Origin of the sequence: Apilactobacillus quenuiae, assembly GCF_002994005.1 — a bacterium.
Classification (GTDB): Bacteria; Bacillota; Bacilli; order Lactobacillales; family Lactobacillaceae; genus Apilactobacillus; species Apilactobacillus quenuiae.
The window spans coordinates 19921-41714 of the sequence record NZ_POSN01000001.1; the positions used below are offsets into that span (position 1 = coordinate 19921).

Consider the following 21794-nt stretch of genomic DNA (forward strand, 5'->3'; position numbering starts at 1 on the left):
TTTTAATGTTAGGAAATGAATTTTAATGTCACTTGAAATTAATGAAATAAAAACAATTTTATCTGAACATAATTTACTAACTAAAATTGTCCCTAATAAAAATGAACAATTTGATGATGTGACTTATGACTCAAGAAATGTTCATAAAAATACTTTATTTTTCTGTAAGGGAAACTTTAAGCCAGAATATTTAACGATGGCTAAAAATTCAGGTGCTGTTGGCTATGTTGCTGAAGATCAATATGAAGAAGGAAGTAGTCTAACGCAAATTATTGTAAAGGATGTACAAAAGGCAATGTCACTTATAGGTGCTGCTTTTTACTGCTATCCAGAAAATGATTTATTTACAATTGCTTATACTGGTACTAAAGGCAAAACTACTTCTTCGTATTTTGCCAGAAGTATTTTGGAAAATACTACTGATAATAAAACGGGGTTATTATCAACGATTGATACAATTGTGGGAAATAAACCTAGTCAAAAATTCAAGTCACATTTAACTACGCCTGAATCATTAGATATTTTTAAATATATGCGTATGGCTGTTGATAATGGGATGACTCATATGGTTATGGAGGTTTCTTCTCAAGCATATAAAAAGAATCGTGTCTATGGCCTTAGATATAATATCGGTCTATTTTTAAACATTTCTCCTGATCATATTGGACCTAATGAACATCCAACTTTTGCTGACTATCTACACTGTAAAGAACAACTGCTAGTAAATTCAGATACTTGTATTATTAATGCTGATACCGATCATTTTGAAGATATTTATATGGCTGCAAAGTCTACTACTCAACCAAAAGATATCTATTTATTTAGTGATCACGATCAAATCTTAATTGATAATCGTCATCCAGATTTTATATTTAATAGTATTTCAGATACTATTAGTGATAATAGGATTAAGCTAAAATCAAATAGCCAAAAAACTAATGCCATGAAATTAGATGGTGAATATGAAATTGCTGTAGCAGGAGATTATAATGAATCTAATGCAACTTCAGCAATCATTGCTACAGGATTAGCTGGAGCCAATAGTGATGATGTAAGAAATGGATTATCTAATGTATTTGTTCCAGGTAGAATGGAATCTTATGATGCTAAAGAACATGGTAACGTTTATGTGGATTATGCTCATAATTATGCTAGTATGCACGCCTTACTTAGCTTTTTGAAAAATGGTAATCCTAATGGTAAAGTGATTGTAGTTGTTGGCAGTCCCGGTAATAAGGGAGAGGATCGTAGAAAAGGTTTTGGAATGGCATTAACTGAAAACGCAGATGAAGCCTTTTTAACCACTGATGATCCTGCATTTGAAGATCCAGCTAAAATTGTTAGCGAAATTGATTCATACATTGATCATAGAAAGGTTAATGTTCACGTTGAGCTAAATCGTCGTTTAGCTATTAGCAAAGCTATTAATTCAGGCGATAAAAATTCAATGATAGTAGTAGCGGGTAAAGGGAGAGATCCTTACCAAAAAATAAACGGTGTTGATACTCCTTACGAAACCGACTCCGTTGTAGTCAAAAATGTTTTGAAAGGAATATAAAATGAGTGATAATACATCAGAATTTACAGTTGTACTATTAGGTAGTGATTTTAATGCTTATGGTATGGCTAGATCTTTATATGAAAAATATGGAAAACCAGTGAAAGCTTATGCTGAAAAAGCTTTAGCGCCTACTAGATATACTAAAATCGTAGATTTATCTTTAATTGATGGTTTTAGTGAGGATCCTAGATGGATTGAAGAAATGCTTAAATTAAAGCAAAAATATGCTAAACATTCTGAACCAGTAATTTTAATTGGATGCGGTGATGGATATGCAGAATTAATTTCTAAACATAAGGATGAATTAGATGATGTATTTATTTGTCCTTACGTTAACTATGAATTGATTAAAAAGTTAAATAGTAAAGAGAACTTTTATAAAGAATGTGAGAAGTTTTCTTTACCATATCCTAAAACTAGAATTATTAGTAAAAGTGAATATGAGAGTGATAAAGAGATTGAACAGCCATTCGGATATCCTGTTGCATTAAAACCTACAAATAGTGTTGAATGGCTCGACATCCATTTTGAAGGCCGTAAGAAAGCTTTTACTATTAAATCAGAAAATGAATTTAAGGATATTGTTAGTAAAATATATGATAATGGTTATACATCTGATCTAATTTTACAAGACTTTATTCCTGGTGATGATAGTAATATGAGAACTTTAAACGCTTATGTTGATAAAAATCATAAGGTTAAAATGATGTGCTTAGGTCATCCTTTATTAGAAGATCCTTCACCATCTTCAATTGGTAATTATGTAGCTATATTGCCCGAGTATAATGAAAAATTATATTCAATGGTAAAAACTTTCTTGGAAGAAATTAATTTTACTGGATATGCTAATTTTGATATGAAATATGATATTCGTGATGATTCATTTAAACTATTTGAAATTAACCTAAGACAAGGAAGAAGTAGTTTTTTTGTTAGTTTAAATGGATATAATCTTGCTGATTGGGCGGTTCAAGATTATGCCTTTGATAGCTTAAAAGATAAAGATACTGTTTATGCTAATAAAGATAAATCAAGATATTGGTTATGGCTAGGTGTTGGTAAAAACGTCTTTAAAAAATATGCTAAAAATAATGATGACAAAAAATATGCCCTTAATTTAATTAATAAAAATCAATATGGGACGACTTTTTGGTATAATAAGGATCGTAACTTTAAACGCTGGATGCTAGTAACATGGATGAAGCATATTTATGCTAAAAATTTCGAAAAATATTTTACTAATAAATAGGAAATGATTTTATGAAAAAGTTTTTTTCAATTATTGGTGGAATGGGTACAGAAGCGACTGAAAGTTATATTCATGTTTTGAATAGTCGCACGCCTGCATATTCTGATCAAGAGTATTTAAATTATATATTAGTAAATCATGCTACAATTCCTGATCGAACTAATTATATTTTGGATAATTCAAAACCTAATCCACTAATACCACTTATGGAAGATATCAAGCAACAGAGTTGTTTAAATCCTAGTTTTTTTGTTATTCCATGTAATACTGCACATTATTTTTATAGTAAGCTTCAATCAATTACTGATGTCCCAATTCTGCACATGCCTAAAGAAGCTGTTAAAGAAATAGGCAAAGTATATCCTAAAGCAAAAAGGGTAGGTTTAATTGCTACTCGAGGAACTATTTATGATGGCATATATGATAACGAAATTAACAATTTTAATTATGATTTAGTTAAGCCAACTAAACATATTGAAGATGAAACAATGGATCTAATTTACAAATATATTAAAGAGAAAAATACGGTTAATGCTAAATTATATCATCATATTTTGGATGAAATGATTAATGAAATGGGCTGTGATGTAGTTATCTTGGGTTGTACTGAATTATCGTTGGCTCAAGAGCGAGCATCTGATCATAATTATCCTTTAATTGATGCTCAATCTGTTCTTGTTGATCGAACTATTGATATGGCTTTGCATAATAAATGAAAATAACGTAATCCTTATTGAAAGAGGATTGCGTTATTTGTTTATAATTATTAAATTGAAAGTTAATAACAATATTATGGATAATATAAGTAATAACATGCTTATGTTTATTAGATGACTTCTTTGCTTATTTGAATAGTTTATTTCTACCATAATTGATGAGGTTATTACTAAAATAATAGTAATTAAAGACTCAAAATTGTTATTATGAAAAACTCGAAATGATAAGATGCTATCAAACATAAACAAAAGTATATACATCATTCTGCTAATGATTAGCCAATTAATAATTCTTTTTACTGAAATTCTAGTTAGGCCTATTAATATTGATATTGCATATATTAATATTGTTATAATTACAATGAATATAAGCATTTTATCATCTCCTTTTTAGTAATTTTAACATAAAAGTTTTTTATAATTTGAACTTATAAATTATAAATGGTAACATAATCAAAAACTAAAGTTAGAAGTGATTTTCTTGTCTAGAAAAATTGGAATAATTGGGATGGGTCACGTAGGTTCTACAGTTGCCCATTATATAGTTGCAAATGGTTTTGCTGATGATCTAGTATTAATTGATAAAAATGAAGAAAAAGTTAACTCAGATGCATTAGATTTTCAAGATGCGATGCCAAATTTACCATTTCATACAAATATTTATATTAATGATTATTCAGCTTTAAGTGACGCTGACGTTATTATTTCAGCTTTAGGGAATATCGATTTAATTAAGCAAGCTCATGGGAATGATCGTTTTGCTGAATTATCTAACAACGTTGAAGCTGTGAAGTCAGTATCTGCTAAGATTAAAAAATCTGGTTTTAATGGTGTCTTAGACGTTATTACTAATCCGGTTGATGTTATTACTTCAATTTATCAAAAAGAAACTGGATTATCAAAAGAAAAAGTTATTGGAACTGGTACTTTGCTAGACTCTGCTAGAATGAAACGAGCAGTTGCTGACAAACTGAATATTGATCCTAGATCAGTTGATGGTTATAACTTAGGTGAGCATGGTAATTCTCAATTTACTGCTTGGTCAACTGTCAGAGTATTCGGGGAACCAATTACAAATTTGGTTAAAGAAAAGAATTTGGACTTAGACGCTCTTGATCGAGATGCTAGAGATGGAGGATTCACTGTTTTTAAAGGTAAGTTCTATACTAATTATGGAGTTGCTACTGCTGCAGTAAAATTGGCAAATGTAATTATATCTGATTCTAAATCACAATTAGTAGTATCAAATTATCGTAAGGATTACGGTGTTTATTTGTCATATCCAGCAATTGTAGGTGAAAATGGAATTGAAAAACAAATTAATTTAGATTTAACAGAACAAGAATTAGAAAAATTGCAATATTCTGCTGAATTTATTAATCAAAAATTTGAAGAAAATAAATAATATATATTTATTAAAATTTATTCTTGCTATTGTTTAACTTGTTTGGTAATATCAATAACACAAATTTATTAAATGAGGTGAAAACTTTGGCTGAACTAAAAATTGGTGACTATATATCTGCTCCACGTTTTGGTTATTTGAAGCATGATTTCGCTGGAACTGTAGACAAAATTTATGAAAATTCTGTAATGGTTCTTATTAATGAACATCATGAAGATGATGATGTAGTAATTAATGAATATAACCAAAGAGCAATTGTAAGTAAAAAGAAAGCAAAAATTAAAAAATAATACTAACTAAATTTTATATGCATTATTTCGCAACGTATGGTATAATTTATTTATATCTGCGGGTATAGTTTAGTGGTAAAATATAAGCTTCCCAAGCTTAAGTCGCGGGTCCGATTCCCGTTACCCGCTTAGTGATTATCACTATCTAAGTGGATATATATTCAATAATAAAAGACTAGTAAATATGTATTGATATTTAGCGACTTCGGAATTTGGTGAGAGCCGAAGAATCATGCATTTTGAATTCGTACTTTTTAGGATATTTTATAATAAAATAAGCGGATATATAATATCAAATAGAGTGGTACCGCGGGTTATCTCGTCTCTTGCAGTCTTTTTACTGTAAGAGACTTTTTTATTGGAGGAAAATATAATGGAAAATAAAGAACTAGTTGCTAATGCTTTGGCTAAAGCTTTAGATGGTACATTAAAAAATGAAGACATTTTAAATAAAATTGAGCGTCCTAAAGATTCAAAAATGGGGGATTTAGCTTTTCCCACTTTTATTTTAGCTAAACAATTTAGAAAAGCTCCTCAACAAATTGCAGCTGATATTGTAGATAAAATCGATCAAAGTGACTTTGATCATGTTGAAGCTGCTGGTCCTTACGTTAACTTTTTCTTAGATAAGTCTAAATATAGTGAAAATGTTATTGCAAATGTTTTATCACAATCCTCAAATTATGGTCAAAATAATGATGGTAATGGTGGTAATGTTACCATTGATATGTCGTCACCCAACATTGCTAAGCCAATTTCAATGGGACATTTAAGGTCTACTGTAATTGGTAATTCAGTCGCTAATATTTTAAGCAAAAATGGATATAAACCGATCAAAGATAATCATTTAGGTGATTGGGGAACTCAATTTGGTAAGTTAATTACTGCATACTTAATGTGGGGTAATGAGGAAGATGTTAAAAAGGATCCTATTAACAATTTAGTTAAGTACTATGTTAAATTCCATAAAGTTGATAAAGAAAAACCTGAGCTAGATGATGTTGCTAGAGATTGGTTTAGAAAACTTGAAAATGGCGATGAAGAAGCAACTAAACTTTGGAAATGGTTCCGTGAAGTATCTATTGAAGCATTTGAAAAAATATATGATAAATTAGGTGTATCTTTTGATACTTATAATGGTGAAGCTTTTTATAATGATAAGTTGCAAGGTGTAGTCGATGATCTTGATAAAAAAGGTTTATTGACTAAGTCTCAAGGTGCTACCATTGTTGATTTAGATAAATATAATTTGAACCCAGCACTTATCTTAAAGAGTGATGGCGCTTCATTATATATTACTAGAGATATTGCTACTGCAATGTATAGAGATGAAACTTATCATCCAGCAATGAATTTATATGTTGTTGGTTCAGAACAAACATATTATTTCAAACAATTGAAGGCTGTTTTAACTGAAATGGGTATTCCTTCAGCAAAAGATTTGCATCATATTCCATTCGGATTAATTACAGTTAATGGTAAAAAGCTTTCAACTAGATCTGGAAGAATTATTTTATTAGATGAAGTTTTAGATGATTCAATTGAAATTGCTAAGAAACAAATTGCCAAAAAGAATCCAGATTTACCTAATAAAGATGAAGTTGCTAAAGAAGTTGGAGTTGGTGCAATTGTCTTTGGTGACTTACAAAATGAAAAGATAAATAATATTGATTTTAACCTAGAAGATCAATTAAGATTTGAAGGAGAAACGGGTCCTTATGTACAATATGCCCGTGCACGTGCTGAAAGTATTTTAAGAAAATCAGGTAAGACTGAATTCAGCGTATCTGATAATAAACTTAACGATGAAGAATCATGGAATATTGTTAAATTACTTAATGATTTTCCTCAAATGGTTAAGCTGGCATGCTCTGAATTTGAGCCTTCCGTCATTGCTAAATATTCACTAAAACTTGCTAAGGCATTTAATAAATATTATGCGCATACAAAGATTTTGAATGATGATAATGAAAAAAATGCACGATTAGCATTAGTTAAGTCTGTGTCTATTGTTCTAAAAGAATCATTGAGAATATTAGGTGTTAAATCTCCTGAAGAAATGTAATATAAAAAAGAAAGCACATTTTAACTTTTGTTAAATGTGCTTTCTTTTTTAACCATAATTATCTATTTTGAGTTAAAATAGACTTATTATAATTTCCCAATTAATAAAAGGAGAAAATTTAATATATGAAAGAAAGTTATACTAAAAAGCATAAGCTAAAAAATGTATGGCATAAATATCAAATCACTAGATGGATTTTTACGATTATACTTGCTTTTATTTTTATCATAAGCGCTTATTGTACTTATGTAGCTAAGACAACTGATGTTCGTAATCTACAGTCTTCGCTTGAAAAATCTACAATAATTTATGATGCTAATAATAATAATGCTGGAAAAATATATTCACAAAAAGGAACTTATGTTGGGTATAAAAATATTTCTTCTAATCTTCCTAATGCTATTTTGTCTACTGAAGATCGTAATTTTTATCATGAATATGGCTTTTCTGTTAAAGGATTTTCGAGAGCGATGTTATCAGTGGCTAAAAATAAAATTATGCATCGTAATTATATTAGCGGTGGAGGCAGTACTTTAACTCAGCAATTAGTTAAAAATGCTTATTTAACTCAAGAGCAGACATTTAGCCGTAAGTTAAAAGAATTATTTCTTTCTATCCAAGTAGAAAATATTTATTCTAAAAAGAGTATTTTAACGATGTATATGAATAATGCATATTTTGGTAATGGCGTTTATGGTGTCCAAGATGCATCTAAGCGATATTTTGGAATGAATGCTAAAGATTTACCAGTTCAAGATGCAGCTGTTATTGCCGGTATGTTGACTAATCCGAGTGCATATAATCCAGTTGATCATCCAGGACTAGCTTTCCAAAGAAGAAACACGGTATTACAGTTAATGGTTGAGAATGGTAAATTAAAACAATCAACTGCTAATAATCTTAAAAAGATTCCAATCCATGTTGTTAATGATTACAAGTACACTGACAGCTACAAATATCCTTACTATTTTGATTCGGTTATTGACGAATCAATTAATAAGTATGGACTTTCAGAATCAGATATTATGAATCGTGGTTATAAAATTTATACTAATTTAAATCAAAATCAGCAATCTAACATGCAGAATGATTTTGCTAATGATAGTATGTTTCCTAGTAATGCTAGTGATGGGACTAAAGTACAAGCTGCGTCAGTTGCTGTTAATCCCAACACTGGTGGAGTTAGTGCTGTTGTTGGTGGTCGTGGTGAACATGTTTTCAGAGGATATAATCGAGCTACTCAAATTAAAAGACAACCTGGATCAACTATGAAACCATTAGCTGTATATACTCCAGCTTTGCAAAACGGCTACAATTATGATTCAAGCTTAGTTAATAAAAAATTATCATATGGTAAGAATAAGTATACTCCTGAAAATTATGGAAATTCATATACAGGGACAATTCCAATGTACAAGGCATTAGCTGAGAGCATGAATGCACCTGCTGTATGGCTTTTAAATAAAATAGGTGCTAACGAGGGATATAAATCAGTTAAATCATTTGGACTACCCATCCATAAAAATGATAATAATTTAGCTTTAGCACTAGGTGGACTTTCAAATGGTGTTTCACCACAACAAATGGCTGGTGCATATACTGCATTTGCTAATGATGGCAATATGACTACGCCTCATTATATTAGAAAAATCGTTGATTCTTCTGGAAAAGTAATTGTAAACAATATTCAAAATCAGTCTAAAAACATTATGTCCAAAAAAGTTGCCAAACAAATGACAAGTATGATGTTAGGTGTATTTAACAATGGAACTGGGGTTGGAGCTAAACCATATGGTTATCAAATTGCTGGTAAGACAGGTAGTACAGAAGCAGATAATACAGGTGATTCGGATGCTACTCGTGATAAATGGATAATAGGATACACTCCTAAAATTGTTGTTGCTACTTGGGAAGGATTTGATAATACTAACAAAAATCATCATTTAGAAAATCTCAGTGGTAATGGAGTTGGTCCTTTGTTTAGAAATGAAATGCAACATATTCTACCTAACACTGGGGATAATAAATTTGATGTACAAGATGCTCAAGATCAATATGAAGATGAGCATCAACCAAAAAATAAAACATCCAAATCAAGTATTTGGGATGATGTACAAAAAGGTGCAAGTAATTTTACTAATAATGTTGGTAAGGGATTTAATAGTCTAAAAAAAGGTGCTAGTGATTTATTTAATAGCGCAAAAAAATATATTGATCAATAGAAATTGACCGATATACACAAAACGTCGTATCATTAAACGTATTAATGATACGACGTTTTATTTATATAAGGAGTTATGACATTGAAATTTATTCATGCTGCAGATTTACATTTAGAAAGCCCATTTGAAGGATTATTGGATGATGAAATACCTCAAGAATTATGGGAGCAAATTTTCAACTCTACTTTTTTAGCTTTTAGTCAGCTTATTCAAGATGCAATTAATGAACAAGTGGACTTTGTATTATTAGCAGGGGATTTATTTGATCGTGATAATCAAACTCCTAAAACTTATAGTTTTTTTTATAAAGAATTATGTAAGTTGGATGAAGCTGGGATTAAAGTATTTATGATATTTGGAAATCACGATTATTTAAATATAGCTTCTTCTAATATGCAACTTCCTGATAATGTTTATGTATTTGGAAATCAAGTTGAAACTAAAACATTTAATTTGAATAATAAAAAAATAGCAATTACAGGATTTAGTTATGAAAATCGTTGGATTAACGATAAAATGATTGATAATTATCCAGTAAAATCAAATGTGGATTTTCAAATTGGTATGCTTCATGGTAGTGAAGAACATATCGGGGATAATTATGCACCATTCAGCATTAGTGATTTACTAGATAAAAATTATGATTATTGGGCATTAGGACATATACATAAAATGCAAAAACTTAATTCTAATCCACCTATCTATTATTCTGGCAATATTCAAGGTCGTCATAAAAATGAGTCAGGAAGCAAAGGTTATTTACTAATTGATGAAATTGATGGTAAATGCAATATTTCATTTAAGAAAACTTCAGTTATTATCTGGGATAGCTTAGTGATTGATATTAAAAATAACGATATTAATCAAATTATTAATGATTTAATGAGCCAAATTTATAAAAATAAATACTTTAAGATGCATTTATTAGAAGTTATTTTTGATATAGATCAAGATCTATTAAGTATTAATCATGATGAATTATTGACCAAAATTCAAAATACTTTAAGAGAGGAGTACGATGGATTAAATGCTTGGGTTTATGATATTAAGTTTAATATGAATAATAGTGAACCTATATCAAAGATTGATGATGATATTTGGCAAAAAGCTTCCAAAGATATCTTTACTAAAAATAATATTATGGACATATCAAAAAGTTTATCTAAATATGATTTTATTCAAAATCATTTAAACAGTGATATTAAAGATAACTTATTAGAAAAAGCTAAGATTAATCTATTAGGTAATAAGGGGAATATAGATGAAAATTAATCAAATACAAGTTTATGGATATGGCAAATGGCAAAATCAAACTTTTAATTTAAATGATAACAACTTACAAATAATTTATGGAAATAATGAATCAGGTAAAACTACATTGTTAAGTTTAATAATGGGGATTCTGTTTGGATATAAAGATGGCCGTGGACATTCTTATGAACAATATATTCCTAAAGAAACTAACTCTTATGGAGGAAGTCTATCCGTTTCTACCGATAATGGTCGTAATTTTTTAGTTAAAAGGATTTCTGGAACACATGGTGGAAAATTAAGTGTTTATGATTTGGATAATGAATGTGATGCAGACTCTAGTATTTTGTCTAATATATTAGGACCAATTGATCGTGAAACTTTTGAACACCTATTTTATTTTGGTAACCTTAACATTAATAATATCTCAAAACTAAACAATAATGAATTAATCGAGCGAATCCAGAAAGTAGGTTTTGTTGGTAGCAATGAATGGATTGCAATTAACGATGATTTAGATAAAAATGCTAGAGCTTTATATGCACCTAGTGGAAGGAAGCCACCGTTAAATCAAAAATTAAAAGATTATGAAGATTTGTTAATAAAAATCCGTAATAGTAAAGGTAATCTCGATGAATATGAAAGCTATGTATATAATAATCAATTAGTTAAAAAAGATGTTAAAGATTTGAATAGTAAAATTAAAAACTTAGATAATAAAATATATAGTTTAAACAATCATAAAAATAACTGGCCTTTATATGAAAAAATAAGTAAAAACCCAAATTTAAATTTAAAAACTGGTTTTGATAATAACTCTAAAGAGAAATTATATGATATAAAGAATAATGTTGAGTTAAATAATAATCAAATTGAAATGATTAATAATCATATAAACGAATTCAAAGATAAGATTAATCAAAGTAGTGAAATATTGTTTTATGATCATAATAAAAATAAAATTGATAATTTATATAATTCATCTGAAGAAATCAATAAATTGATTAGTACATTTAATACTAAGAAACAAATAATCAATGATTATAAATCTAAGCAAAATAAGGAAAATAATATAAAATTAAGTGAAACCGATAAAAATAATATTATAATGCTAAGTCAACATAGTAAGGATAACAATCAAGGTGTTTTTAATAGTAAGTTAAAATGCACTTTATTTGTAGCTTTGGGAATTATATTATCCATTATTTTACCTAGTGTATTCAAAATTATTGGTTTGGCTTTAATTGCTTTATCCATATATTTATATTTTGTAAAAATTAATCAGAAATCGAATGATTTTAATCAAAAAGTTCATTATTACAAAGAAAAATATGGTTTTAATAGTAGTGACCCTAAACAATGGTTGATTGAAAATGATAATATAACTGATAATTTTCAAAATGATATTAATAAATATACTGATGAATTAATTGAAATTAAGAAAAAAATAGATTATTACTTTAACAGTTGGCATTTTGCTAATAAATATATTAAGCTCGGTGATGATTATAGAAACAATGTTTTGACAATTAATAATTTTATTCAAAATAATGAAAAAATTATTAATGAAAATAATCAGTTAACTAAAACAATTAATAAATACTTGTTTCAAAAAGATGAACTAGTAAACACAAAAGAGAAATTAAATGATCAATTGTCAAATTTTTTTGCTCAAAGAAATATTAATGATTTTAATGGTTTCAATAATGAATTTAATAGACAACAAATTATTATCAGAGAGGCCAAAAAACAAGCGGATATTAAAAGCCAACTAGGTGAACGTGAAATTCAATCTCTTCAAGAATTTAAAGATAAAAATGAAATTGACGATCAATTGAATGAATATAAAAATTTACAATCAAATATAAAACAACAATTACTAGATAACAGTAAAACTATTGAAAAAAATAAATTAAATATTAAACGTTTGACATCAGATGGTACTTATCAAGATTTAGAGCAAAAAAAAGCTAATTTAGAAACTGAAATTAATGGGATGATTGATAACTGGTTGACTATGAAGTTATCTAGTCAATGGATCAGTAATGCATTAAACATATCTACAGCAGATAGAATTCCAATGTTTCAAGAAAAAGCTAAAGAATATTTCGGGTTATTAACTAATTATAATTATATAAAAATAACTTACTATAAAAGTAAGTTAAAAGTTACTAGAAAAGATAAGGTTCAATTTGATGCAGGAGAATTATCAAGAGGGACAATTGAACAATTATATTTGTCGTTAATATTAGCTCTAGCGGTTGTTTTTGGTCGTGATTATAGGCTACCAATCATTATTGATGATGGCTTTAGCGAATTCGATTTTAATCGTTCTAATAATGCATATAAATTACTTGATAAAATTGGAGAATCTTTACAGGTAATATATGTAACTTGTGATAAAAATATTTTTGATTATTATAATTTAGATACAATAATAAACTTAAATGATAAATAAAAAAAGGCTCCCATTGTTGGGAACCTTTTTTATTTAAATAATTAACTATTTGAATTGCTTAAGAATGAAGATAAGATATTTTGTAAATCTTTATCTTTAATTTCTACTCCACCATTCTTAAGAATTTTAGAAACAACATTCTTTTGAAGAGTAGGGTCCTTTAGCTTACTTTCAGCAATTTGTTCTTTTAGTTCTGAAGTATAGTCTTTGTATGATGAACCTTTCTTGGGATGGTTAACCATTTGAATAATTTGGTATCCGGCCTTGGTTTTTACAGGTTCTTTAGTGTATTCACCATTAGATAATTTGTATGCAGCCTTAACGAATGATGAATCAAGACTAGTGTTTTTATTATCAAATGCAGCTAATTTACCACCATTATTCTTGTTTGAAGAATCTTTGGAATACTTCTTAGCTAACTCAGCAAAGTTTTTGCCTTTCTTATCATTAAGTTGTTCAATAACTTTGTTAGCAGTGTCTTTATTTGAAACTAAGATTTCGTTAACTGTAACCTTAGGTTCAAATTTCTTGAATTGGTTTTCAAGATCTTTCTTTGAATAACTAATGTTATCTTTTAATGCTGCTTGTAATAATAGACCTGATTTAATAGTGTCTTTGTATGATTGTTCAGTCATACCTTGTTGTTGTAATAACGTATCGAATTGTGAACCATATTGGCTCTTAGTTTGGTTAAATTGAGCATTAACATCTTTTGATGAAACCTTATCACCATATTGCTTATTTAGTACCTTATCTAAAATCATTTGTTGTAAAACTGTTTTACCATTAGAAGTATTTTTCATACTACTATAGTATTCACTTTGTGTGATCTTACCACCATTGGTAACAGCAACAGTCTTACTACCACAAGCGACTAATGAAACACTCATTAATGCAGCAGCCATACCGACTAACCATTTTTTATTCATAAATTTAACACATCCATTTCTAAAATTTGAATAACCATTTTCAACTATAACATACCAGCGTATATGATTTTAATAGTATGAAATACTTTTATAAATTATTTTTGTAAATGATTTATTCTATCCTTAATCATATCTATCCTAGGATTTATTTTAAATTGAAAATCACTAATATCTTTTTGTAATTGTTCAATAACTGGGGTAGATTTTTTAAGTTCCTTTTGTAATTTTTGAATATTTTGTTGTAATGATTTTCTAGAATCATTTACTTTTTGCGATCTTTCAAATGATTCTTTTGCATCTGTTGACAGGTTTTTAAAGAAAATGCTTGGATTTTTCTTGTTAACATACATGTATGTAGCTAAACCAGCAGCAGAAACACCTAATATTTTTAAAATATTTTTCATTTATTAACCCTCCAAATTTTTTGAAATGTTATTTTGAATTCGGGTCAACGTTTCTTCATTGTATCGATTAGAGTTATCAGTAAACTTTAATTCAAAACCATCATCTTCACTATATCTTGGAATCAGATGGAAATGGGAATGAAATACTGATTGTGAAGCAATTTTTCCATTATTATTAATAATGTTCATTCCCTTTATATCTGGAGCAGAATTTTTAATAGCTCTAGCAATCTTAGGAACTCTAGCAAAAACTTGTTCAGCCATTTTATCATCATATTCATAAATGTCTGAAACGTGCTTTTTAGGAACAACTAGGGTATGACCAGGAGTTGTTTGTGAAATATCTAAAAATGCTTTTACTATATCATCTTCATAAACAGTATAATTAGGAATTTCATTATTAACTATTTTACAAAAAATACAGTCATTCATATTAAGATCTCCTTCCGTTACTAATTTACCGTACTATAACAATGATAACATAAAATAACCTTAAAATATCTTAACTAAAATTATGATATAATTAAATTAATAATAAGTTTTTAAGGGGTGATATTTTATGGCATTAGATGTTTCACACCTAGTAGGTGGATACTCACAAATTCCAGTTCTTAAAGATATTTCTTTTGATATAAAAGATGGTGAATTAGTAGGGCTGATTGGACTCAATGGTGCCGGTAAATCTACGACCATTAATCATATTATTGGCACTTTAACTCCCTTTTCTGGAGAGATTAAAATCAATGGAACTTCAATTACTGATGATGTTAATAAATATAAAAATCAAATTGCTTATATTCCTGAAACACCAATTTTATATAAAGAGTTAACTTTAAAAGAGCACATTGAAACTACTATTATGGCATATCAATTGAATGAAAACTCTGCTTGGCAAAGAGCTAAAGAATTACTGAAAATGTTTAGACTTGATAATAAACTTGACTGGTTTCCAATTAATTTTTCAAAGGGAATGCGTCAAAAAGTTATGATTGTTTGTGCTTTTATCACTAACGCTAGATTATTTATTATTGATGAACCATTTTTAGGCTTGGATCCATTAGCTGTTAATGATTTATTGAAATTGATTAATAATCAAAAAAAACAAGGTAGTAGTATTTTGATGTCTACTCATGTTTTGGATACGGCGCAACGTTTTTGTGATCGGTTTGTTTTAATTCATAATGGGCAAGTTAGAACAGAGGGTAATTTAAGTGCACTAAAAGATAAATATGGTAATGAAAATAGTTCTTTAAATGACATATATTTAAAATTAGCTGAGGAATCAAATAATGAATAATTTATTTAAGCATCGTTTCAATGCCCATTTAATTGAAATGACTAAATATTTAAAATATGTATTTAATGATTTCTTTGTAATTGCTCTAATGTTTATCTTTGGTGGACTATTATATGAATATTCAATTGCGATAAAGAATTTATCAGCTGGTACATGGTGGATCCAACCGTTAGTATTAATAATATTATTTATATCTTTACAGTTAGGTAGCTTAGCTAATTTTGTAAAAAAAGCAGACTATGTTTTTTTACTACCACAGGAAAAATCCTTTTATAATTATTTTAAGTCAGCAATGAAATATAGCTATGTAATGGCTTCTATTATTCAAGTATTTGTATGGTTGATACTTATTCCATTAATATCTAAAACATTTTTAAACTTTAATCGAAGCTATATTATATTATTGTTAATATCTTTACTAATTAATAAATATATAATTTTGGGTACATCATTTATAGATATTTATAGTAATTTTAGTAATAAAAGAAATTTAGTCTTTAAGATTATTTTTCCAATTATTAGTCTTTCTATTTTTATATGGGCTTCTGATGTTTTGTCAGTTGTTTTCTCTTTAATAGTTCTTGGATATACTATTCTTGCAATGAAAAAGTGTACCAATTTATCAGTTCATTGGAATAAAGTAATCAATAATGAAAACAGCAGGATGCATCGTATATATCAATTCTTTAATATGTTTACAGATGTTCCAATGCTGGGTGGAAAAGTTAAACGTCGCAAGTATTTAGATTCTTTATTAAGATTATTTAGAAATGATAACGTTTTTGCATATCTTTTTATAAGAGGAATGTTTAGAGACAAAGAAATCAGTGGCTTATATACTAGATTGTCTTTGATTGGATCATTGTTAATCCTGTTTATTAATAATAAATATCTTGTAATACTATTAAGTATGTTATTCATATATCTTATAGTATTTCAAATGATTCCTTATTATTTTAACTTTGATGAAAATGTATTTACTTATATTTATCCTATTAGTAATAAAAATAAGTTAAGTAGTTTTGTCAATATTATTAATAAGCTAATGTATATAACAATATTTTTATTTTTTATTGTGTCAATATTTAGTAATGATATTTATACAACTTTAATATTATTACTGATTGATTTTGTTGAACTCTTCTTATTAACTCACGTATATATTAATAAAAAAATTAAAAAGGCTGAATTAAAAAGCTAACACTATCTTGACTCAACGATATAGTAAACATTAGAATGATAGATAGTGTTTTATCGATAATTAATTTGGCGTTTTAAATGGTCAAGACAAATTGTTTTGACCATTTTTTATAAGGAGGATAAATTTTTGAGAGTAAGAAATAAACCTTGGGCAAAAGATTTTATTAAAGACCATTCAGAATACATTGTTGATAATCCAGAGCAATGGAAAGGCAGATGGTCTAGTCGTTTTGAAAAAGATCAGCCAATTCATGTGGAAATTGGAACTGGAAAAGGTCAATTCATTGTTGAAATGGCTAAAAAGTATCCAAAAATTAATTTCTTAGGAATTGAAATTCAAGAAACTGTAATTGCAATTGCGTTAAAGAAGGTTGTTGCATCAGAGCTTCCAAATTTACAAATGGTGCATACAGATGGTGCTGGAATTGACACTTTCTTTGATGAACATGAGATTGATACCATTTACTTAAACTTTTCAGATCCATGGCCTAAAAAAAGACATGCCAAACGACGCTTAACATCACCTAAATTTTTGGATAGTTATAAAAAGGTGCTTAATAAAAATGCCCCAATTATTTTTAAAACAGATAATCGTGGCCTTTTTGAATATTCATTGGTTACATTTAACAACTATGGGATGTATTTTGATCTTTTATCTTTGGACTTACACAACAGTAAGTATATGGAAGATAATATCGAAACAGAATATGAACATAAGTTCAGCGCAAAAGGCCCAATTTATAAAGTAGTGGCTTATTTTAATGAAAATAAAGAAGACTAATTTAATTAGTCTTCTTGCCAAAATAATTGATACTTATTATTTATTATAAAGGGATGTTCAATTATTTTATTATCTTTTTTGATATTAATAGCACCAATCCATTGACGATTTTTTTTCATAATCCAATGCCCATAAACTTCACTTTTATTAAAAGTCATTTTTGCGTTATTGACTTTGGCTTTAATAAGTTGTTCTTTATCATATTTTTTACTTTTGTTGAATGCATAAACTATGGTAGTTATACACCCTAAAACAACTCCAGTGTAGAAAGTTTTATAATGCTTAATAGTAATTACCTCCAAATTTAAATGATATAATAATTAATATTATAATCAAAGTTTTCAACAATATCTATTTTATAAGTTATAATATAACAATATTATAATATATGAGGAGTGAATATTTATGGAACAATTAGCAAAAATGGATTTACAAGATTTAAAAAAGAAAATTGAAAAGGGTAAGTATATTTTATTCTTTTCAGCTGACTGGTGCCCAGACTGTTCATTTATTAAACCTGCTATGCCAGAAATTGAAGCAGAATATAAAGATTATAATTTCTTAGCAGTTGATCGTGACGAAAATATTGATTTAGCAGCTGATTTGGGTATTATGGGAATTCCCAGTTTTGTTGCTTTTAATAATGGCGAAGAAATTGGTCGTTTTGTAAACAAAGATAGAAAAACTAAGAAACAAGTTGAAGAATTTATTGATTCTTTAAATTAAATATTTGAGAGGTAAGATTTAATGTTAATTGCAAGTTACAACCCTAAACAAACTGGTGACATTTTGATTGTAGTTTTGGATGAAACAAAAGGTGAGCAAACTGTAGAATATAAAGATGATGTAGTGATTATGTCTGATAAAGATAGTGGTAAAATTTTAGGATATAATTTTCTGAATGCTAGTCGTATTTTACCTAATTTATCGAATATGAATGGACAAATTAATTTAACTTCCGATGATGTTGATTTATTAAATTCATTTTTAAAAAAACAAGGCTTATCAGCAAACATTGAGTTAGATAATGATCCTAAGTTTGTCGTAGGATATGTAAATAAAATTAGCGATCATCCAAAGTCTGATCATTTAAAAATTACTGAAACTACAGTTAATAATGGCAAAACTCTACAAATTGTAAGTGGATCTCCAAATATGCAAGCAGATATTAAGGTTGTCGTTGCTAAAGTTGGTGCTATGATGCCTGACGGATTAATAATTTGGCCAGGTAAATTAAAAGGCGAAGACAGTAATGGGATGATTTGTTCTGGTCGTGAATTACACTTGCCTAATGCACCACAAAAACCAGGAGCATTAATTTTACCTGATAATTATGAAGTAGGAACTGAGTTTGACTTTAATAAGGCTTCTAATTTATTTGATAAATAAAGAGATAGTATTTCTCTTTATTAATACATATATAATATAATGATTTTGAGGATGATAGTTATATGGAACATTATGATGGTCCTGCTTTTTATCGAAAATATCGTATTAAAAACAAGAAGCAGGAAAATAGACATATAAATAAAATAAGTGAAAATAAAAAGCATAACTATGACCGTAAAAAGGATTTTAATCGCTCAGATGTCTTGGATAATAATGATAATCCAATTGCTCAAAGGGCAGCTGCATTTCAACCGGCTAAGAAGGCTAGAGCTAGCGATATTCCTTATTACAGTTTGAAACTTTCTTATCCTTATCAAAACATCAAAAGGGCATTGAAACAGTCAAATGATGATTTGATTGTTTTTGCAGACGATTTTAGTGATTCAATTGATTTAGACAACTATGATTCAAATGAAAATTTAACTTCTTTTGATGAAACTGATGATAACAAAAATGTTGATGATTCAGATATAGAAGATAATAATTTGGACGAACAACAAGCCAATGACAATTCTGAACTTCCAATTTCTAGTGATGATAGTAATATTTCTTTGGATAGTGAAGAAAATGCTTTACAAAAAAATGAAAATAACATAATCCAAGATGATAATGCGGGTGATAGCACCAAAGAAGTGGATGCTAAGCCTGTTGAAGATTTAAAGAATACTACTCCTTACAGTAAGTATGTTGACTTATATTCAAATGATTTTGAATATATTAGAAATAAAGAAACTCAGGGTAAAGATTTTGTTGCTGCTAAGCCTGATGATGTAAGTGATTTAGACAACCCAGAAGTGTTTGATAATAACACATATTATGAAAATGATTCTAATGATGCAAATGTTCAAGAAGATACTAATAAAACATCAAATGATCAAGATTCAAAATTAAATGAAGACTCAGAAAAGAATGCTGATTCTCTAGATTATAAAAAGACAAGTGATTTAAGCGATGATCATCTTGAATCTGATAATAGTCATGATGTTTCTGTTGAACCTAAAGAAAAAGGTGAATTTGGATTAGGTCATTCATTATCATCAATATTAGATTCAGAGAATGATGCTCAGAAAGATTTATCTTTATTTAAGGATGATAATAATGACGAAAATAAAGATTCAAATGATAGTGAAGATAATAAATTAGTAAACCATAAATATCAATTTCCTAGTTTGAATTTATTATCCGAACCTAATAATGAAAATGATGATAGTTTGGATGATTGGATTGAGAGTCAAGCGCAAAAACTAGATGATACACTTAGCGCGTTTAATGTAAATGCTAATGTAGTTGATTGGACAAATGGGCCAACCGTTACCCAATTTCAAATTAAATTACAATTAGGCGTTAAAGTAAGTAAAATAACTAATTTAAATGATGATTTGAAAATGGCATTGGCTGCAAAAGATATTAGAATTGAAGCTCCAATTCCGGGTAAGACAACAGTAGGAATTGAAATCCCTAATCCACATCCAAGACCAGTTATGTTGTCTGAAGTGTTAGATTCACCACAATTTAAAAATAGTAAGGACCCATTAACTGTAGCTTTAGGTGTTGATTTAACGGGGAAACCACAAATTACTGATATTCGTAAAATGCCACATGGATTGATTGCTGGTGCTACTGGTTCTGGTAAAAGTGTATTTCTAAATAGTTTATTGATTTCTTTACTTTATAAAGCAACTCCAGCTGACTTAAAATTGATTTTGATTGATCCTAAGGCTGTAGAAATGGCACCTTATGACAACTTGCCCCACCTACTTTCTCCAGTTATTTCAGATCCTAAGCAGGCCTCAGCAGCTTTAAAATGGGCAGTTAAAGAAATGGATGAACGTTACGAAAAGTTAGCTGCTGCAGGTGCTAGAAATGTTGAACAATTTAACAAGATGGCAGAAGAACATGAAGACTACGGACTAAAGATTCCTTATATTGTAATTGTTATTGATGAATTGGCTGATTTAATGATGGTTGCATCTAGTGAAGTACAAGATTACATTGTCAGAATTACTCAAAAAGCAAGAGCTGCTGGAATTCATTTATTAGTTGCTACCCAAAGACCAAGTGTTGACATTATTACAGGTACTATTAAAAATAATATTCCTACTCGTGTTGCGTTTATGGTATCTAGTCAAGTTGATTCTAGAACCATTATTGATACTGCTGGAGCAGAAAGATTACTTGGTAAAGGTGATATGCTTTATCTAGGTAGTGGTTCCAGTCAAGCAATTAGGCTACAAGGAACTTTTGTTACTGATGATGAGATTGAAAGTATTACTAATGAAGTAAGAAAGCAAGGTAAGCCTAAATATGCTTTCCAACCTGATTCTTTATTAAAAAGAGTAAATAAAGTGGAACAAGAAGATGACTTGATGCCACAGGTACTAAAATATATTTCTCAAGAAGATAATGTTTCTACTTCTAAATTACAAAGAGTATTTTCTATCGGTTACAATCGTGCTGCTAGTTTAATTGACAGTTTAGAACAGAGTAATTATGTTTCTGGACAACACGGATCTAAACCAAGAGATGTATATTTAACAGAAAAAGATTATAAAAAACTGAATATTTAGTTTTTTTATA

At 28.5% G+C, this 21794-nt stretch carries 18 protein-coding genes and 1 tRNA gene; 16 read left to right on the plus strand and 3 right to left on the minus strand.

Features of this window, described 5'->3' with window-relative positions; all coding sequences use genetic code 11:
• Nucleotides 1-25 precede the first annotated feature (25 nt).
• The 10 genes from C7N44_RS00140 (at nucleotide 26) to C7N44_RS00185 (ending at nucleotide 13217) form a co-directional block, all read left to right on the plus strand.
• Complete coding sequence (locus C7N44_RS00140) at nucleotides 26-1558, plus strand: UDP-N-acetylmuramoyl-L-alanyl-D-glutamate--2,6-diaminopimelate ligase (protein ID WP_105955899.1); 1533 nt, start codon at nucleotides 26-28, stop codon at nucleotides 1556-1558.
• A gap of 1 nt (nucleotide 1559) precedes the next feature.
• Nucleotides 1560-2810, plus strand: a complete 1251-nt coding sequence (locus C7N44_RS00145; protein ID WP_105955900.1) for a carboxylate--amine ligase — start codon at nucleotides 1560-1562, stop codon at nucleotides 2808-2810.
• 11 nt (nucleotides 2811-2821) lie between these two features.
• Nucleotides 2822-3526: an aspartate/glutamate racemase family protein gene (locus C7N44_RS00150; protein WP_105955901.1), complete on the plus strand. Its 705-nt coding sequence runs from the start codon at nucleotides 2822-2824 to the stop codon at nucleotides 3524-3526.
• Nucleotides 3527-4007: 481 nt separating this feature from the next.
• Nucleotides 4008-4931: an L-lactate dehydrogenase gene (locus C7N44_RS00155; RefSeq protein WP_105955902.1), complete on the plus strand. Its 924-nt coding sequence runs from the start codon at nucleotides 4008-4010 to the stop codon at nucleotides 4929-4931.
• 86 nt (nucleotides 4932-5017) lie between these two features.
• Nucleotides 5018-5221, plus strand: a complete 204-nt coding sequence (locus C7N44_RS00160; RefSeq protein ID WP_105955903.1) for a DUF2187 domain-containing protein — start codon at nucleotides 5018-5020, stop codon at nucleotides 5219-5221.
• A gap of 58 nt (nucleotides 5222-5279) precedes the next feature.
• Nucleotides 5280-5350: transfer RNA gene (locus tag C7N44_RS00165), tRNA-Gly, on the plus strand.
• Between the two features lie 244 nt (nucleotides 5351-5594).
• On the plus strand, nucleotides 5595-7286 hold the full coding sequence (gene argS / locus C7N44_RS00170) for an arginine--tRNA ligase (protein ID WP_105955904.1): 1692 nt from the start codon (nucleotides 5595-5597) through the stop codon (nucleotides 7284-7286).
• A gap of 125 nt (nucleotides 7287-7411) precedes the next feature.
• Nucleotides 7412-9508, plus strand: coding sequence for a transglycosylase domain-containing protein (locus C7N44_RS00175; protein WP_105955905.1), 2097 nt, complete (start codon nucleotides 7412-7414; stop codon nucleotides 9506-9508).
• 81 nt (nucleotides 9509-9589) lie between these two features.
• Nucleotides 9590-10780, plus strand: coding sequence for a metallophosphoesterase family protein (locus C7N44_RS00180; RefSeq protein ID WP_157944998.1), 1191 nt, complete (start codon nucleotides 9590-9592; stop codon nucleotides 10778-10780).
• The gene (locus C7N44_RS00185) at nucleotides 10770-13217 is read left to right on the plus strand and encodes an ATP-binding protein (protein ID WP_105955907.1); all 2448 of its coding nucleotides are present in this window, start codon (nucleotides 10770-10772) and stop codon (nucleotides 13215-13217) included. The genes C7N44_RS00180 and C7N44_RS00185 overlap by 11 nt, the downstream gene beginning before the upstream one ends.
• A 41-nt stretch (nucleotides 13218-13258) precedes the next feature.
• Here C7N44_RS00185 and C7N44_RS00190 read toward each other — a convergent pair whose 3' ends face one another.
• The 3 genes from C7N44_RS00190 to C7N44_RS00200 all read right to left on the minus strand — a co-directional run bounded on the left by C7N44_RS00190 (nucleotide 13259) and on the right by C7N44_RS00200 (nucleotide 14982).
• Nucleotides 13259-14146 (minus strand): peptidylprolyl isomerase, encoded by an 888-nt coding sequence (locus C7N44_RS00190; RefSeq protein WP_105955908.1) that lies wholly within the window; start codon nucleotides 14144-14146, stop codon nucleotides 13259-13261.
• A 95-nt stretch (nucleotides 14147-14241) separates the two neighbouring features.
• Entirely contained in the window at nucleotides 14242-14550 is a 309-nt protein-coding gene (locus C7N44_RS00195) for a hypothetical protein (protein WP_105955909.1), read from the minus strand.
• Nucleotides 14551-14553: 3 nt separating this feature from the next.
• On the minus strand, nucleotides 14554-14982 hold the full coding sequence (locus C7N44_RS00200; RefSeq protein WP_105955910.1) for an HIT family protein: 429 nt from the start codon (nucleotides 14980-14982) through the stop codon (nucleotides 14554-14556).
• A 127-nt stretch (nucleotides 14983-15109) separates the two neighbouring features.
• Here C7N44_RS00200 and C7N44_RS00205 point away from each other — a divergent pair, with 127 nt between their 5' ends.
• The 6 genes from C7N44_RS00205 to C7N44_RS00235 all read left to right on the plus strand — a co-directional run bounded on the left by C7N44_RS00205 (nucleotide 15110) and on the right by C7N44_RS00235 (nucleotide 21784).
• On the plus strand, nucleotides 15110-15847 hold the full coding sequence (locus C7N44_RS00205; protein WP_105955911.1) for an ABC transporter ATP-binding protein: 738 nt from the start codon (nucleotides 15110-15112) through the stop codon (nucleotides 15845-15847).
• Complete coding sequence (locus C7N44_RS00210; RefSeq protein ID WP_105955912.1) at nucleotides 15840-17048, plus strand: ABC transporter permease; 1209 nt, start codon at nucleotides 15840-15842, stop codon at nucleotides 17046-17048. Before C7N44_RS00205 ends, C7N44_RS00210 begins: the two co-directional genes overlap by 8 nt.
• A gap of 126 nt (nucleotides 17049-17174) precedes the next feature.
• Nucleotides 17175-17828 (plus strand): tRNA (guanosine(46)-N7)-methyltransferase TrmB, encoded by a 654-nt coding sequence (trmB, locus tag C7N44_RS00215; RefSeq protein ID WP_105955913.1) that lies wholly within the window; start codon nucleotides 17175-17177, stop codon nucleotides 17826-17828.
• Nucleotides 17829-18233: 405 nt separating this feature from the next.
• On the plus strand, nucleotides 18234-18554 hold the full coding sequence (locus C7N44_RS00225; protein ID WP_105955915.1) for a thioredoxin family protein: 321 nt from the start codon (nucleotides 18234-18236) through the stop codon (nucleotides 18552-18554).
• A 21-nt stretch (nucleotides 18555-18575) separates the two neighbouring features.
• Nucleotides 18576-19217 (plus strand): YtpR family tRNA-binding protein, encoded by a 642-nt coding sequence (gene ytpR, locus C7N44_RS00230; RefSeq protein ID WP_105955916.1) that lies wholly within the window; start codon nucleotides 18576-18578, stop codon nucleotides 19215-19217.
• Nucleotides 19218-19279: 62 nt separating this feature from the next.
• Nucleotides 19280-21784, plus strand: a complete 2505-nt coding sequence (locus tag C7N44_RS00235) for a DNA translocase FtsK (RefSeq protein WP_105955917.1) — start codon at nucleotides 19280-19282, stop codon at nucleotides 21782-21784.
• Nucleotides 21785-21794: the final 10 nt, after the last annotated feature.